Source organism: Rhizobium sp. 9140, assembly GCF_900067135.1.
Classification (GTDB): Bacteria; Pseudomonadota; Alphaproteobacteria; order Rhizobiales; family Rhizobiaceae; genus Ferranicluibacter.
This window is the reverse complement of sequence record NZ_FJUR01000002.1, coordinates 721716-738399: the sequence shown is the minus strand read 5'-3', so window position 1 is coordinate 738399 and position 16684 is coordinate 721716. Positions and strand designations below refer to the sequence as shown.

Genomic DNA, 16684 nt, shown 5'->3' with positions numbered 1-16684 from the left:
TGTCATGAGCACTGCGCTCGGGCCATACGTGCAGATGGTCAAACTCGCCCAGCAGATGGCGTTGATGTGCCAGGCGGACAGGAACCTCGATCTGGGTCTGCTGGTGTCGCATTACGTCGAAGAGGTCGAGGTGAACGTGCGGTCGGATGCGTTCGATCATCTGGGCTTTATCGACAGGATACGGGGCGAGCTGTCGAGCGAAGCAGGACGGGCGGGAGATGGCAGGCGTGGAGAATATCTACGGGCTGTCGTCGCGGCGCTTCACGCATGCGCTGGGTCTTTGCCGAGTGCTCCGGACGCAAAAACCTTCGGCGCAGAAAAAACGATGTGACATCTAGCCGATGGTCACATGCGTTTCCATTGCCGCTGTCCGCGCCATTGCATCGGCCAGTTCATTGCCTGGAATGTCATCGTGTCCGCGACACCATGCAATGCGAATGTGGGGATTGGCGGTGAGCTGATGGTCAAGCTCCTTCCATAACGCGGCGTCCTGTATGACACGCTTTCGCTTCTTGGGATTTGCCTCGATACGACGCCAACCGTTGTTTCTCCAGATAGCCCTGGAGATCTGACACCCTTTCACCGTCTGGCGCGAGTCCGTCCAGATGGTAGCGGAAGTGCTGGCACGTTCGGTCGCGATCCACGCCGTTGCTTTCAAAACCGCCATAAGCTCGAAGCTGTTGTTCGACATCCCGGTCGCAAACCCGTGCGCCCGATGGATCTCCTGTCCGTTCTGGAAAACCACGAACGCCCACCCACCTGTCGAAGACGTCTGGCGGAAGGAACCGTCTGCGTAAACGTTTACCAAGTCTGTCTCCAACACATCCTCGATTTTCCTAATGTGTGAACCCTTTGCCGATGCCGACTTTCGGGACATCAACAGCACAGTATCATCGCCCAGCCGGACGGAATGATCTGCTTTCTTGATCTGGAACGCATGTTCGGGAAGGGGGAGACGATGCAGATGGCCGCGGCGTAAAACCTTTGATCTGGCGAACGCCCACGAAGGCTTTCGCGAGATTGAGACTGTGCCTTTGCGCTCCGTTGCAGAAAAGGAGCACGCCTTACGGAATGGGAGTCAGAGACACGCCCGTTTCCGCATCGAACAGATGCATCTGGTTCATGTTGATGGAAAGAACGATGTCCTCTCCCGCCTTGGCGCCGGCTTCCGGGTCGATGCTGGCGCAGAGGGTGGTTGTTCCCACGTCGAAATAGATCATGGTCGAGGGTCCGAGCGGTTCCACGAGGTCGATCCGGGCGGTCAACGGCGCGTAGCCTGGGCGCTGCTGTGCGGCGCTCACAGCTTCCGGGCGGATGCCGAAGGTGACCGGGCGGCCTATGCTGGACGCGTAAAGGGCGGCGCGTTCCAACGGCACAGGCAAATCCGTGCCGTCTTCGAGGCGAACGACGCGTTGCCCCGCGACGTCGAGAAGTTGAGCCTCTAGAAAGTTCATGGCGGGCGAGCCGATAAAGCCGGCGACGAAGCGCGTGGCCGGGTGATGGTAGAGACGCTGCGGCGGGCCGCATTGCTCGATCAATCCGCCATTCATGACGACGACGCGATCCGCCATGGTCATCGCCTCGATCTGATCATGCGTGACATAGACCGTGGTGGTCGGCAAGACTTGATGTAAGCGCTTGATTTCGGTTCGCATCTGCACGCGCAACTTGGCGTCGAGGTTCGACAGCGGCTCGTCGAGCAGAAACACCTTGGGATTGCGCACGATCGCCCGGCCCATGGCGACACGCTGTCGCTGCCCGCCGGAGAGTTGGCCGGGTCGGCGGTCCAGAAGCTCTTCGATGTGAAGCGTGCGCGCGGCCGTCTGGATGCGGCTCTCGATCTCGCTTTTCGGCAGGCGCTGCTGTTCGAGGCAGAAGGCGATGTTCTCGCGCACGGACATGTGCGGGTAGAGCGCATAGTTCTGGAACACCATGGCGATGTCGCGTTTGCCCGGGCCTAAGCGGTTGACCACCTGATCGCCGATGACGATATCGCCGCCGGTGATGTGTTCGAGACCGGCGATCATCCGGAGCGTCGTCGATTTGCCGCAGCCGGACGGGCCGACGAAGACGACGAACTCCTTGTCCTCGATTTCCAGATCGATGCCGCGTACGGCTTCGTAGATGCCATAGGATTTGACGACGTTTCGCAGTTCGAGCCGAGCCATTTTTGTCTCCTACTTCTCGTTCAGCCAGACGAGCATGGCGCCCGGGTCGCGGTTTGCCCAGAGATGGTAGGGGATCGCCTTGAACGCGCGGGGTTTGAGTGCCGGCGGGACCGTGCGGTAGAGCCCGTCCCAATCGCTCGCCTCAGCCTCCAGTGCCTCGCCCGTCAGCACGGTGGCGCCGCCCAGCAGGTCCGGATCATAGGCGACGTCGAGCTTGGCATCGGCGGGCAGCCGCAACCGTTGCGGCTCGGTGCCGATATCGGTTTCCTCGACGCAATAGACCACGGGACCGCGCTTCAGCGCCACCCGGCCGGCATCCTCGCCCACCGCGGGATGGGCGTAGAGCCGGTCTATCGGCATGTCGAGGGACAGCCGTACCTCGTCGCCATCGGCCCAGGCGCGCTGGATCGCGACATAGCCTTTTGTGACGGATGCCCTCACATCGACGGCCTCGCCATTGACCGTCAACCGTGCCGCCCGGCACCAGCCGGGGATGCGCAGATGCAGCGTGAAGGATGAGGGCGTATCGAGCCCGAGCGCGAGCCGGATATCGCCGTCCCAGGGATAGCGCGTTTCCTGCGTGAGCCGGACGATGGTCTGCCCAAGCGCGACCTTCGCCGTGTTGGCGCCATAGAGATGTACCGCCAGATCCGCATCCGTCGCGGAATAGACGTACTGACCGAGTGAGGTGATGAGGCGGGCGATGTTGGTCGGGCAGCAGGGGCAGTAATGCCATTTCCAGCGGCGGTTCTGGCCATGGCTCTCCAGCACGTTCTCGTAGAAATAATGCTCGCCGTCGCGCGAGATACCGGAGAGCGCGCCGTTGAAGAGCACGGTTTCCAGCTTGTCGGTATATTTTGCATCCAGATCGAGCTGCGCCATGCGGTGGCTCCAGAACCCGAGCGCAACGGCAGCACAGGTTTCGGCGTAGGCCGTCGCGTTGGGCAGATCGTATTCCCGCGTGAAACCTTCGTTGGACGCCGACGGACCGAGCCCGCCCGTGACGTAGAGCTGGCGGCCGGTGAGGTTGTCGAACAGCCGCTCGCAGGCTGCCTTCAGGGTCGGATCGTCATTTTCATGCGCGAGATCGACCATGGCGGAGAAGAGATACATGGCGCGCACCGCATGGCCGACCACCTGTGTCTGCTCGCGCACTGGCATGTGTGCCTGGCTGTAGGCATAGGTCTGGTAGACATAATCCTCCGGGTTCTCGCCGCGACGGCGGGCTTCCTCATCGTAATAGGAGGGCATCCGGCCGCGCTCGTCGACGAAGTAGGTCGCAAGGGCCAGATGCCGCGGATCGCGCGTCACGCGGTAGAGCTTGACCAGCGCCAGTTCGATTTCCTCATGGGCATCATAGCCGCGCAGCTTGCCCGGCTCCGGGCCGAACGTGTCGATGATGTGGTCGACGGCGCGGATCATCACGTCGAGGAAGCGCCGTTTTCCCGTCGCTTCGAAATAGGCGACGGCGCCCTCGAGCAGATGCCCCATCGAATACATCTCGTGGAGATCGCGCAGGTTCGTCCAGCGTTTCTCCGGCTCGCGGCGGATGAACCAGCTGTTGAGGTAGCCGTCGGTCATCTGCCCCCGTTCGAGCTTCTCGACGATCGCGTCTATCTTCGCCTCGATCTCGGCATTCGGATGTGCTTTCAGCGTGTAGCTTGCGGCCTCGATCCATTTGCCGAAATCGCTGTCGAAGAAATGCTGCATCGACAGCCCGCTCGGCTGGATACGGCGCACCAGCGGCGACGGTGGCTTGTCGAAGTCGAGGACCTCGAGAAACCCTTCCTCCTCTAGCCGCATATGCTGGGTGGGGATGGTCACGTTGCGCACGGTGTCCGACCAGCTTTCCCAGAACCCGCCGGTGAAATCCACGGAGGCATGATCGACGGGGACGAAGCGGTGGGGCGCGGTCAACGGCTGGACGCGCGGGGAGGCGGGCGTGGACGACATGGGAGAAGCCTTCTGGGAATGCACGATGCTCATTTCACGGCGCCGGCGGTGAGACCGCGCACGTAATAGCGTTGCAGGAGGAGGAACAGGATGATGCAGGGGACCATGGTGACGGTGACGCCGGCCTGCAGCGCACCCCAGTCGATGATGCCGTAGATGCCGGAGGAGACGTTGACCAGCATGATCGGCAGCGTGAACTTGTTCTGGTCCGACAGGAAGATCAGCGCGGCGAGGAACTCGTTCCAGGCATTGAGGAAGGCGAACATGGCGATCGTCGCGACGCCGGGCAGGGCGATCGGTAGCATAATCCGCCTGAGAATCGTCCACTGCGAAGCCCCGTCGATCCGCGCCGCCTCGATCAACGCGCGCGGCACCGCATCGAAGGCATTGCGCATCATAAAGATCGAGAAGGGAAGCTGGAAGGTCACGTAGATCAGCACGAGGCCGAACAGATTGTTCTGAAGCTTCAGCACTTTCAGGATCAGGAAGAGCGGTGTGAGGATCGACTGGAACGGGATCATCATCGTCGCCATCACCACGATGAAAAGCGCGGACTGACCGGGAAAGCGGAACTTCGAGAAGCCATAGCCGGCGGGAACGGCGACGAGCACCGTCAGAACCACGGTTCCGAGCGCAATCATGACCGAGTTGCCGGCATAGACGGTCCAGCCGGCACCGACCGTATCCAGCCGCCGGTAGTTTTCTAGGGAGAATGCCTTGGAGAAAAGCGCGACGGGATGGGCCAGGGCTTCGGCCGCAGGCTTGAAGGAGTTGGCGAACGACCAGACGATCGGCAGCAGAAAGAACAGCGCGAAGACGACCGAGACGAGGATGAAGGCTGCAAAGCCGAGCCGTTCGCCTGCCGGCATCGGCGCGGATGTGGGAAGGGTGCGGCTCATCAGCTTTCCTCCGGCCGCTGGCGCAGGAAAGCGAGCTGGATCGAGGAGATCGCGACGAGGACGACGAGGAGCACGAAGGACATGGCCGAGCCATAGCCGAGGCGATAGGAGGAGAAGGAGGCGAGGTAGATCGAGAACACGGCGGAGATGGTGCTGTTCGACGGGCCGCCCTGCGTGATGATGAAGAACTGGTCGAACGCGAGCATCGACGACGTCACATTGAGCACCAGCGCCAAAAGAAGCGAATTGCGCATCAGCGGCAGCGTGATCCGCCGGAAGCGGCTGAAGATGCCGGCGCCATCGATCTTGGCCGCTTCGGTCACGTCGGCGGGAATGGCCTGAAGACCGGTAAGAAGGATGACCATGGTGAAGCCTGCCGTCTTCCAGACCACCATGAGGATGATGACGCCGAGCGCCGGCCAGAAGCTTTCGAGCGGCCGCGGCGCGCTGTCCACGAGGCCAAGGCCGCGCAGTAGATGGGCAAAGACGCCATTGTCGGGATTGAGCAGCCACATCCACAGCGTGGAGGCTGCACCGAAGCCGATGACGACGGGCATGAAATAGACCGTGCGGAAAAAGCCGGCAAGCCGGAGCGGCCGGTCCACCAGCAGCGCCAGCGGCAAGGCGACGGCCATGATGGCGGCGGTGACGAGCACGGTATAGAGCAGCGTGAACCCAAGGGAATGCCAGAGCTGCATGTCTCCCAGCAGTTCCGCATAGTTGCCAAGCCCGATGAACTTGCGGCGTCCGAGCAGCGGCCAGTTGTGCAGGCTCATCCAGAGCGCCATGACCAGAGGCACGACGAAGAGGCCGAGGATGAAGACAAGGCTCGGCGCCATGAAGGCAAGGCCAAGCCAGCCCTTCGGTTCGGGGTCGTTGCTCGCCGTCACCGTCTGCGTCGGTCTTTGGGCCGTCGAAGCCAAGATTTCGCTCCTTGGTTGATGATGGGACGGGGTTGATGATGGGACGTGCGGGGTGCGGGACGTTTAGCGTTTCGGTCGCAACTGCCCCTCATCCGCCTGCCGGCACCTTCTCCCCGCTCGCGGGGAGAAGGGACTCGGAGCAACCTTGGGGCACGTTCCCTCTCGCCGCATGCGGGGAGAGGGCTAGGGTGAGGGGCGGACAAGACCTCAGGCCTTGGAAAAGGCTCTGCGGCAGGTCACATCCGACGGCTGAACCCTTAAGGGTTGGTTCGCTCAAGAACCTTGGTGAACGCATCCTGCGCGGTCTTGATGGATCCATCGACGTCTTCCCCGAAGATCGCGCCCTGGATCAGGTTGACGAAGGGTCCGGTACGGCTGACGAAGAGTTCGTCCGAGGAGAAGGTGTAGGGCGTGCGTGCCTTCGACAGGATGTCGTAGGACACCAGATTGCGCTTGTCGAAGTTCGCATAGGCATCGCCTGCGAGATCGGTGCGCGAGGGCATGCCGGATTCCTTTGTGATGTAGACCTGCTGCTCCGGTGTCATGTAGAAATCGACGAAGTCGAGCAGGACCTTCTTCTTGTCCTCATCGATGCCCTTCATGACGGCCAGCGTATCGCCACCGGCAAAGCTGGAGGCTCCGCCCTTGGGGCCGGGGATCGGCGCGACGGCGAACTTGACGTCCGGATACTTGCTCGTCAGCAGGTTGACGATATAGGAGCCGGTCATGAGAACGCCGACCTTGCCGGAGGCAAAGGCTTCGACCGCATTGTTGCCGTTGCCGGAGCGGGAAGTGGGATGGATCGCACCCGCCTTCCACATGTCGCGATAGGCGGCGATCGTCTCGCGCAGCGCCGGCGTATCGACGGTGGCCGTGCGGCCGTCCTCGCTGAGGATGTCGGCGCCCGCTGCCCAGAGATGCGGCAGGAAGTCGTAGATCAGCCAGCTGCCGGAATTGGCGACGAAGTAGAAGCCGTAGGTCTCGTTGCCGAGCGCCGCGATCTTCTTGGCGTCGGCGGCAATCTCTTCCAGCGACGCCGGCGCCTTGTTCGGATCGAGACCGGCCTTTTCGAAGAGGTCGGTGTTATAAGCGATGATCGAGGCATCGGGGAGGGCCGGTACGCCGTAAATCTTGTCCTCGTAGGTCGCAAGGCGGATATGCGACGGGCTCATGGCGCTTGCATAAGGGCGGCTCTTGACGAACTCGGTAATGTCTTCCAAGCCATCGGCTGCGGCAAAGGTCGGCAGATAGATGAGATCGAGCACGGCGCCATCGGGTGCCGCACCGCCGGCGATGGCCGCGCCCAGCTTCGGCACCATCTGCTCGGCCGTAATCTGCGTCACGACGATCTTGTCGGAATGGGAGGCGTTGTAGTGATCTGCGAGGCCCTGGAGGACGGCGCCGGACGAGGTGCGAACCCACAGGGTGACATCGGTTGCATTCGCCAGCGTGGTGCTGGCAACAAGCGAAAGCGCGGCGAGCGCCAGTGTGATCTTCAGCATGGAGCGTTCCCTTTTTCGTTGTCGCCAAATCTCCCCTGGACATGCCGGGACATTGACGTGACACAGACGGTAATCGAGAATATTTGTATTGTCGACAGCGTGAACACAGCGAATGCCAAATGAAATGCTAAAACCTTTTATCACTTGAGATATTTCTTGATGAAACCTTTTATCAAGCCAACTTCAGGGTGCTGATGATGACCACTTGGCATGGGCGAAGAGCGACGATCCGCGATGTGGCGCTCGCTGCGGGCGTCAGCATTTCCACCGCTTCAAACGCACTGAATGGACAGGGCCGGACAAATGCCGAGACCCGTGACCGGGTAAAGCGCATCGCTGAAAAGATCGGCTTCCGGCCGAATGCACTCGCGCGCGGGTTGCTCAGTCGACGCAGCCATTCGATCGGCATGATCACCAACGACACCTATGGACGGTTGACCTTGCCGATGACGGCGGGCGTTTCGGAAGCGCTCGTCGATCATGGCGTGTCGGTCTTTCTCTGCGCCACCAACAACGATCCCAGGCTTGCCCGCCTTCATCTGGAAGCGCTGCTGGACAAGCAGGTGGACGGGATCATCTTCACGGCCACCCGGGTCGATCTTGCGCCGCAGGTCGATCTCTCCCGCCTGCCCATACCGGTGGTCTATGCCTTTGCGGAAGGGCCGGACACCAGTGTGTCATTCGTTCCCGATGATCAGCAGGGCGCCCGCCTGGCGGTCGAGCACCTCCTGTCGCTCGGGCATCGCCGGATCCTGCACATCACGGGACCGGAGGACTTCGCCGCTGTTCGCCGCCGTGCCGAAGCCTATCGCGCCTGTGTGGGGGGCGAAGGCGAGGTTATGTTTGGACCCTGGGGTGAAGATTGGGGGCACGAAGCCGTTCACAGGATACTGACGCGCCCGGAGCCGCGCCCGGATGCGATCTTCTGCGGAAGCGACGAGACCGCCCGTGGCGTGATCGACGCTTTGCGGGACCACGGACTTGCCGTGCCCGGCGACATGGCGGTCGTCGGCTTCGACAACTGGCATGTCGTCGCTGCCCAGACCCGCCCGGCCCTGACGACGATCGACATGGGCCTGAAGGAACTGGGCAGACGGGCGGGTTTGGCAATGCTGGACCTCACCCAGGGCAAGCCTGTGGAGTCGGGGATCAACTACATCGCGTGCGAACTTGTCGTGCGAGCATCCTGCGGCACCGACCTGGCTTGTCAGAGTTTGATGTCGTCGCAAGGCCCTCAAGGGCAAAATCGCTGAGGCCGAGAATGCGTTGGTGCCCTCTGCGGATCACGGTGGGCGCGCATCACCCACGAGCGCGCCATCCGTTCACGCCTGTTCATAAGAGTTTAACGATGACTCCAGATTACGCGCTTGAAAGGATTCTTCACCTAAATCGCATTCATTTTCATAATGTGGCGCCGCAGGGTGCGGGTTGAGATGTCGTATTGCCTGGCGATGGAGTCGATGTCTTCGCCGGCATTCATCGCTCTCAGGGCCTGTTGCACGTCGGTCGTGCTCATGGATGGCTGTCGTCCGAGATGCGTGCCTTTCATGCGGGCTGCCTCCATTCCCGCCTTCGTTCTTTCGCTGATCAGCGTTCGCTCGAACTCCGCCAGCGCGCCCATAATGTGAAAGATGAGCCGCCCCCCGGAGGATTTGGTATCGATGTTTTCGGTCAGCGAGAGAAAGGCGATGTTCTGCTTTCCCAGCTGGTCGATGAAGTCGATAAGTTTGGGAAGAGATCGCCCCAGTCTATCCAGGCGCCAGACGACGAACATCTTGCCAGGGTGCAGGCTCGAAATAGCGTTAGCAAGTCCAGGCCGCTCGAATACCTTGCCCGAGACGCCCTTGTCGAAGAATATCTTACTGCAGCCAGCTTTTTGAAGAGCATTGATCTGGAGATCAAGATTTTGATCGTCCGTTGAAACGCGCGCATAACCGATCACATGCAGTTCCCCTAAACATGCGTAAACGCTGGTCGCGGAATCTTAAATTTCACTCCCCTTATTTAGTTTTTTATTGATATGTATTACAATTTTCTATAAGTCGAAAGCTACAGTCTGGTTTTCCAGGCTGTCAATACCCTTGAATTCTCTGGTGGAGCCTCTCGAAGCTAGACTATAGGGACTTCCCTCGCTGGATGACCCATTGCGGGACGCACCCGCAATGGGTCATCGCAGGCTGGCGATGATCCCCCCGACTGACGCGCTTTCCCGTTACATCGGACAGAGATCCGGTCCGCAATGTGCCTGCAGGGAGGCCGTACCGAAGTCTCTGCCCCTGGCAATCATGCGCCGCAGGGAGCGGAGCGAGACATTGTTTCTCATCGCCGCGTCACGAAGACTTTCTCCGCGTTCGTTGATCGCCTTGACGATGGCGGTCAGCTCGTCATCGGTCAGGGATGGAGGGCGGCCAAGCCGTTGACCGTTGTTGCGCGCGGCCGCCATGCCGGCCCGCGTCCGTTCACTGATAATCGTCCGTTCGAACTCGGAAAGAGCGGCGATCATGTGAAACATCAGCTTACCGCCCGAGGAACTCGTATCGATGTTCTCGGTCAGCGAGTGGAAATGAACCCCTCTCTGGCGGAACTCGTCCATGACCTGCACCAGCTTGACCAGCGACCGGCCGAGACGGTCCAGCCGCCAGACAACAAGGGTGTCGCCTCTTTCGAGCCTGCTCAAAGCCTGCTCCAATCCTGGCCTATCGAAGGATCCACCGGAAAACCCGTGATCCGTGAAGATCATGTCGCACTCCGACTTGTTCAGAACCTGTGTTTGAAGATCGAGTTTCTGATCCTCTGTTGAAACCCGTGCATAACCAATTCTCATGACTGCGTGTTTTCTCCGATGTGGTCTTTTTCTCCCCTTCACCCGCCAGGCGATTTTTTTTGCATGCCTGGCGAAGGATTGCCGACTTAAAGTTGACAATAAAGGGTCCCTTCTGTCCGCACGCTTTTCGGCCCGTTTCCATGACCGAAACATTGGATAATCGCCGTTTTCATCACAGAAACGCCTTGTTATGAGGGGATACCAGAACGGACCCCTTTATGCAGCGAAGCTGTGCGATCTCCGATCTGATCAGGGTTGACGCCCGCGCCGTAAAGACGGCCGGCGCATGCACAGACACCCCCGCTTCACTGGCCCTCCCGGATGCGCTTTCCCGCGTTTCCCAGCGCGGAAGGACGCAGTCCGTCACGGAGGTCGCCCGATGACACAGCCCATAGTGCTGATGACCACCGACAGGCTTCCATTGGCGGACAAGGGCACCAGAACGTTTCACTATGTCATTCAGAACATTGACGATATCTCTTCGGTTTACGGCCATGGCCTCGCAGGACGCGTTCTGGTAGAAGTGGCCGCCCGTGCGGATCTCGCGTTTGCGAACCGGTCATGGCCGGCCGTGATCGAAGCCTGGGGCGTGACCTTTGTCTGCTATGATTTCGACGACGGCGTGGATGACTGGACCATGCTCGAATCCAGTCTCGTCGTTATCTGCGGCGACGCCATCGTCGTGGGCGGACACGCCGTTTTCGTCTCGCTCACCCTGCTGGAAATGTCGAATATCGCCCGTCTCGCCACATCGCGACAAAGAGGACGGATGGTCAATGCGTTCGAGTTTCGCGGCGATATGTGCGTGGCGGCCTCGATCCATCGTGCGCTGGCGCGTTCGGGCATCTATTTTTCGGAAGGTCGCGTCACGGCAAGCGACGGCGGCGCCGATCTCTACAGGCCGCTTCTGCCGCACGTGGTCTATGGAGACGGCCGCGAGATCGCTGACCGGGAGGTCAGCGCCCGCGACTTCCTCCCGGCGCTCGACCGTGTCGGCCTGACGCGCGTGTTCGACCGGATGGTCGTTCTCGCGGCGATCGATCGCCTGCGCCATCACCCCGATGAAACGCTCGGCTGCAGCATTTCCGCTCTCTCGGCCATCGATGACGTCTGGTGGCATTCGACGCTGATCATCCTCTCTGCGCAACCGGCCATCGCTGTCCGCCTTATTGTCGAAATCGAGCGCCTGCATCTCCTGGCCCATCCTGAGCCCGTCGCGCTGTTCGCCGCCGCGCTCCGCGCGCGCGGGTGCAGGGTGGCTATCGGCGATTTCGACGGCACCGCGCCGGCGTTGGCGCTCGCACGCGACGGCGTCATCGACCTCATCAAGATTGATGCCGGACGCGGAGCCAACGGCCAGCCTGCGACGAGGCGTGCCGACATCAACGCACTGATACGGCAGGCGAGCCATCTCCAGGCGGCGGTGGTGGCTGCGAATGTCGAGAACGAGACGGATTTTGCCGAGGTGCTGGCAGCGGGAGCACGTTGGGTCCATGGGTCCTTCATCGGCTGACCCACGGCAGATCCTGTCGTTTGTTTGGCACCTCCGGTGCCGACGTGAACATGAACCGGTTTGGAGTTTGGGGAAATGGTCCAGTACGTGGATATCTTGGAACGTGTACGAAGCGAGCAGGTCATCGCCCCGGTTCAGTTCGATCGCCGGATCTTCCGCGAGCCCTATCCCGAGACCCCGCTCAGCGACTATGAGCAGGTCGCCGCGGAATTCGATGAGAGCTTCTACCAGAGCCAGGTTCTCGAACCGATCGGCCCCGAGATCGATCTTATTGAACACTTCCTGTCGACGGGGTGGAAAGAGGGCTACGATCCGTCACCTGCCTTTTCCGTCAAAGCCTATCTTAAGGCGAACCCCGACGTTCGCGAGGCCGGGCACAACCCGTTCGTCCATTACCTGCGATGGGGACGGGACGAGGGACGAGCGGCACCGCTTATGCCGGACATCGGCGAACCGCCGGCCGAAACAGAGCATGCCCCGGCCGGGACGATCGCGGGGGTTGCGCCCAGCGACTATGAGTGCGTGGCCGAGGAATTCGATCCCGCCTTCTACCTGACCTACTTCCTGAAGCCGCCGGGGCCGGAGATCGACCTGATCGAGCATTTTCTGTCGAAAGGCTGGATCGACGGTTACGACCCGAGCCCCGCATTTTCCGTCTCCGCCTATCTCGAGGCCAACCCGGATGTGCGGAGCAAGGGGGTGAACCCCTTCGTCCATTATCTGCAGCGCGGACGGCTGGAAGGGCGACGTTTTGCGCCGACCGCCGCGAGCCGAGACAGCGACATCGCCAATATCGAACTCAGCGATTACGAATGGGTCGCACCGGAATTCGACAGTCAGTTCTACCTGCGGCATTTTCCCGAGCCGCCGGGAAGCGAGATCGACCTCATCGAGCACTTCCTGTCCAAGGGCCATCTCGCCGGGTTCGATCCGTCGCCGACCTTCTCCGTTTCGGCCTATCTCGACGCCAATGCGGACGTACGCTCGTCCGGCTTCAACCCTTTCGTTCACTATATCCGATGGGGACGACGCGAGGGCAGAGACCTCGCAAGACCGGTCAGAACCGGGGAACAGGACCACCGAACCTTTGATCTCAGCGATTATGAGCTCGTCGCTCTTGAGTTCGATAATGCCTTCTATCTCGGCCATTTCCCCGATCATCCGGGAGAGGATATCGACCTCATCGAGCACTTCCTGTCAAAAGGCTGGTCCGACGGCTGGGATCCGTCCGCGTCCTTTTCGCTGAGTGCCTATCTGGAGGCCAATCCCGACGTCAGCGATAGCGACTGGAATCCCTTCGTCCATTACCTCAGATGGGGGCGGGCGGAAGGGCGCAGCTTCTCGGAAGTTTCCCATGCCGGCGAGCGCGAGGACGAGCGGGTGCGCGCCGCCTTCGACGAGGATTACTATCTCGCATCATCGCCGGATCTGCAGGGCTCGGGGCTCGATCTCTTCGAGCATTATATGAACCATGGCTGGCGCGAGCTTCGCGATCCGAGCCCGACGTTCAATACGCGCTACTACCTGGAGAAGAACGAGGACATCAAGAACGGCGGTGGCAATCCGTTCAAGCACTTCATCCTGCATGGCATCAGCGAGGGCCGTCGTGCGATCCGCTACGAGACGCATCTGGCGCTGAAGGAATACGCGCCTCTCGTGACCGCCATCGTTCCCAATTTCAACCATGCACGGTTCCTCCAGAAGCGCCTCGACTGCATCCTGAACCAGACCTATGAAAACCTGGAGGTGATCATCCTCGACGATTGCTCCACGGATGACAGCCGGACGGTCATTGCGGACTATGCCGCGCGTTATCCGCAGATACGCACGATCCTGAACACCGCGAATTCGGGCGGCGTTTTCAAGCAGTGGCGCAAGGGGATCGAGAGTGCAGCAGGCGAGGTCATCTGGATCTGCGAGAGCGACGACTTCTGCGAGCTGGACTTCCTCGAGCACTGCGTGCGACCGCTGGTGGACGAAAGCGTCATGGTCGCCTTCGGGCGCATCCAGTTCTCCGACGCCGTGGGCAATATGAGCCCCGGCCTCGACGACTACCGCGAACGTGCCGCGGCGGGTATCTGGAGCCAACCCTTCAAGCGTCCGGCCCACCAGTTCTTCCGCGGCGGCTTCGGCAAGTCCAATCTCATTCCGAACGTCGGCGGCTGCGTCTTCCGCAACCAGAACATCCCGGAAGAGGTGTGGGACGAACTCGTCTCCTACAAGATCTGCGGCGACTGGTATCTCTACTCGATCCTGGCGGGCGGCGGTCAGATGGCCTATGCGCCCGAGGCCGTGGCGTATTTCCGCCAGCACGGCAAGAATACCTCGGTCAAAGGCTTCATTCAGCCGAAATATTATGCAGAGCACCAGAAGATCATGGTGTCGCTACGCGAACGCTGGGGCACGCCGGATGATATCGCCCTGGAGTTCTACTTCAACGTCTACCGTCAGTTCGTCTATTCCGGAGCCGAGAAGCACATCGGCGCGCTGACGATGCACTATCATAACGAAAAGGTGCTGAGGACCAAACGCTCGACCAAGCACATTCTCGTCGCAACGCTCGGCTTCCATCTCGGTGGCGGCGAAATCTTCCCCATCCATCTCGCCAATACGCTGGTGGAAATGGGATATCTCGTCTCCTTCCTCATCACCGACGGGTGGAAGCAGAACGCGAACGTTCGCAACCTGCTCGACCGGCGCGTCGCCGTCTACGACGCACACTGGGTTACCGAAGTCGGCATCGATCATTTCATCGAAACGGCCGGCATCGATCTGGTGCATTCCCATGTCGCATCGGTCGAGTATTTCTTCTTCGGCGCCCGGAACCGCTGCAACAACAAGGTGCGCTACATCGTGACGCTGCACGGCTCGTACGAGGTCACGCCGATGGGCGAGGACATGCTGTTTCGGCTCATTCGGGGCGTGGACCACTGGACCTATCTGAGCGCGAAGAATCTGGCCCATCTCGACGGTGTTCCGCTCGATCCGAACCGGGTGACCTTTATTCCGAACGGCATGCCCTCCGACGACCGGCCGTTCCCGATCTCGCGGGCAGAGCTTGGTGTGCCCGAAGGGGGCGTGCTGTTCACGCTCGCCTCCCGCGCCATCAAGGAGAAGGGCTGGCGCGTCGCCATCGAGGCGAAGCGTATCGCGCAGCGGCATTCCGAGGTGCCGTTGCACCTGATGCTGTGCGGCTCAGGGCCGGAACTTGCGGTGCTGCAGGAAGAGTTCTCGGAAGAAGAAGGCGTTCATTTCGTCGGTTATCAGGAGTGCATCAACGGCGCCTACGCCATCTCCGACGTCGCTATCCTGCCATCCCGGTTCGAGGGCGAGTCATTCCCGCTCACCCTCATCCAGGCGATGCACATGGGCGCGCCCATCATCGCTACGGATATCGGCGAGATCCGCAAGATGCTGACGGCCGGAGAGAAGACGGCGGGCATCCTGGTGCCGAATACCGCGGCGGACGACATATTCACCACCGATTTTTCCAACGCAATGATCGAAATGACCCGGAAAGACGTGCGCGACCGCTTCTCCAATGCCTCGCTGTCCGTCGGATCGTCTTACACGATCGAGGCGGTCGCGAAGAAATACACGGAAATCTACAAGAAATACCTGAAGTAGACCGACCCGTGACGTCACCCACACGTCCGGCTCGGTGCGACGATCGTCCATCGCGTTGCCGCTACGGCTCCAGATAAAGCAAAGGAATGTCTCTTGTTCAAATCTCCTCTCGTCCTTGGAATCAACGTTCGCGGCGTCCTCAACAATGGCTTCACGGTCGAAAAGTGCCTGAGCGTCGCTGGCAACAATACCGGCAACCTCATTTTCTCGGAATCGCTCTTCCGGGTGATCCGCAACGGCGTCATCTCCTCCTACCACTTCACGCCGGAGGTCGCCAAAGGCCGGGACGCGGTGGTGGTCGCTGCGGCCAACTGGCTGAACCCGCATAGCGATTTCGGCGTGCTGGCCGAGCGTCTGGAGGCCTTGAAACTCCCGGTCATCCTTGTCGGGCTCGGCGCGCAGCCGAGCAAAGGCCGGGAGCATCCGACCCTGAAGCCGGGTACGGAGCGTCTCGTCCGGCTGGCGGCCGACAGCTCGAAGATGATTTCCGTGCGGGGTCCGTTCTCGGCCGAGGTTCTCAACGGCTTCGGCGTGAAGAACGTCGAGGTAACCGGATGCCCGTCGCTTCTTCTTGCCAGCTATGCACGCGGCCCGCTTTCCAAGGTGTCGAAGAATCCGCAGCGGGTGGCGTTCCACTCTACACGGCACCTCATGCACGATACGAGCCCTTTGCAGGACTATTTTTACAAGGAAGCCTACCGCCAGCGCTACGATATCGTCCTGCAGTCCGAGCTTGCCGATTTCTACTATGCGCTGGGCCGCACCGTGAACAAGGAGATCATGGCAAAGGTCGATCCCATCGTCTGCAAGTCTTACGGCGACAGCGATGCGGAGGCGGTCGGGCGGTATCTCCGGCTGCACGGCAAGGTGTTCTACGACCTCGAGAAGTGGACCGACTACGCCCAGACGCAGGACCTGTTCGTCGGAACGCGCATCCACGGAACCGTTGCGGCCCTGCTGGCGGGAACGCCCGGCATCCTGATGACGCACGACGCAAGAACGGTCGAGCTCGCCCAGACGCTGAACATTCCGTTCGTGCCCGCCGAGACCGTCGACATGACGCGAAGCCTCGACCTGCCGGCGCTTATCGAACAGGCCGATTTCAGCCGCTTCGAGGCGCGGTACGGCGCCTATCTCAGGACCTTCACGGCGTTCTTCAAGAGCAACGGTCTGGAGATGCGCGAGGAGCAGGACATCATGGCCGCCTGAGGCTGCTTTGCATCGCATCGTCCGGCGCGCGGCGCAGTCGCTTCGCCCGGGCGGGCTCGCGGCTTT

General features: G+C 60.9%; 13 protein-coding genes. 5 read left to right on the top strand and 8 right to left on the bottom strand.

Translation table 11 applies throughout. The annotated features are described in order from the left end of the window. Positions 1-4 precede the first annotated feature (4 nt). Positions 5-331, top strand: a complete 327-nt coding sequence (locus GA0004734_RS20735; RefSeq protein WP_175386588.1) for a hypothetical protein — start codon at positions 5-7, stop codon at positions 329-331. A gap of 3 nt (positions 332-334) precedes the next feature. Here GA0004734_RS20735 and GA0004734_RS20730 read toward each other — a convergent pair whose 3' ends face one another. The 6 genes from GA0004734_RS20730 to GA0004734_RS20705 all read right to left on the bottom strand — a co-directional run bounded on the left by GA0004734_RS20730 (position 335) and on the right by GA0004734_RS20705 (position 7445). Then, the gene (locus GA0004734_RS20730) at positions 335-808 is read right to left on the bottom strand and encodes a ribonuclease H family protein (protein WP_175386586.1); all 474 of its coding nucleotides are present in this window, start codon (positions 806-808) and stop codon (positions 335-337) included. 256 nt (positions 809-1064) lie between these two features. Next, positions 1065-2168 (bottom strand): ABC transporter ATP-binding protein, encoded by a 1104-nt coding sequence (gene ugpC / locus GA0004734_RS20725; protein WP_092937536.1) that lies wholly within the window; start codon positions 2166-2168, stop codon positions 1065-1067. A gap of 9 nt (positions 2169-2177) precedes the next feature. Beyond that, positions 2178-4121 (bottom strand): glycoside hydrolase family 127 protein, encoded by a 1944-nt coding sequence (locus GA0004734_RS20720; protein ID WP_092937534.1) that lies wholly within the window; start codon positions 4119-4121, stop codon positions 2178-2180. Positions 4122-4150: 29 nt separating this feature from the next. Beyond that, complete coding sequence (locus tag GA0004734_RS20715) at positions 4151-4990, bottom strand: carbohydrate ABC transporter permease (RefSeq protein WP_092938243.1); 840 nt, start codon at positions 4988-4990, stop codon at positions 4151-4153. Between the two features lie 29 nt (positions 4991-5019). Continuing rightward, positions 5020-5943 (bottom strand): carbohydrate ABC transporter permease, encoded by a 924-nt coding sequence (locus tag GA0004734_RS20710; RefSeq protein ID WP_092937532.1) that lies wholly within the window; start codon positions 5941-5943, stop codon positions 5020-5022. A gap of 257 nt (positions 5944-6200) precedes the next feature. After that, the gene (locus GA0004734_RS20705; protein WP_092937530.1) at positions 6201-7445 is read right to left on the bottom strand and encodes an ABC transporter substrate-binding protein; all 1245 of its coding nucleotides are present in this window, start codon (positions 7443-7445) and stop codon (positions 6201-6203) included. A 194-nt stretch (positions 7446-7639) separates the two neighbouring features. Between GA0004734_RS20705 and GA0004734_RS20700 the strand changes: the two genes are divergently transcribed. Next, the gene (locus GA0004734_RS20700; RefSeq protein ID WP_092937528.1) at positions 7640-8698 is read left to right on the top strand and encodes a LacI family DNA-binding transcriptional regulator; all 1059 of its coding nucleotides are present in this window, start codon (positions 7640-7642) and stop codon (positions 8696-8698) included. A 131-nt stretch (positions 8699-8829) separates the two neighbouring features. Here the strand turns inward: GA0004734_RS20700 and GA0004734_RS20695 are convergent, their stop codons facing one another. Next, the gene (locus GA0004734_RS20695; protein WP_348626103.1) at positions 8830-9387 is read right to left on the bottom strand and encodes a recombinase family protein; all 558 of its coding nucleotides are present in this window, start codon (positions 9385-9387) and stop codon (positions 8830-8832) included. A 270-nt stretch (positions 9388-9657) separates the two neighbouring features. After that, positions 9658-10422, bottom strand: a complete 765-nt coding sequence (locus GA0004734_RS20690) for a recombinase family protein (RefSeq protein WP_348626102.1) — start codon at positions 10420-10422, stop codon at positions 9658-9660. A 226-nt stretch (positions 10423-10648) separates the two neighbouring features. On the opposite strand from GA0004734_RS20690, the gene GA0004734_RS20685 reads away from it, so the two are divergent. The 3 genes from GA0004734_RS20685 to GA0004734_RS20675 all read left to right on the top strand — a co-directional run bounded on the left by GA0004734_RS20685 (position 10649) and on the right by GA0004734_RS20675 (position 16618). Continuing rightward, a complete protein-coding gene (locus tag GA0004734_RS20685; RefSeq protein WP_175386582.1) occupies positions 10649-11782 on the top strand; it encodes an EAL domain-containing protein in 1134 nt (377 codons plus the stop codon). 96 nt (positions 11783-11878) lie between these two features. After that, entirely contained in the window at positions 11879-15409 is a 3531-nt protein-coding gene (locus GA0004734_RS20680) for a glycosyltransferase (RefSeq protein WP_175386580.1), read from the top strand. 93 nt (positions 15410-15502) lie between these two features. Next, on the top strand, positions 15503-16618 hold the full coding sequence (locus GA0004734_RS20675) for a polysaccharide pyruvyl transferase family protein (RefSeq protein ID WP_175386578.1): 1116 nt from the start codon (positions 15503-15505) through the stop codon (positions 16616-16618). Positions 16619-16684 lie beyond the last annotated feature (66 nt).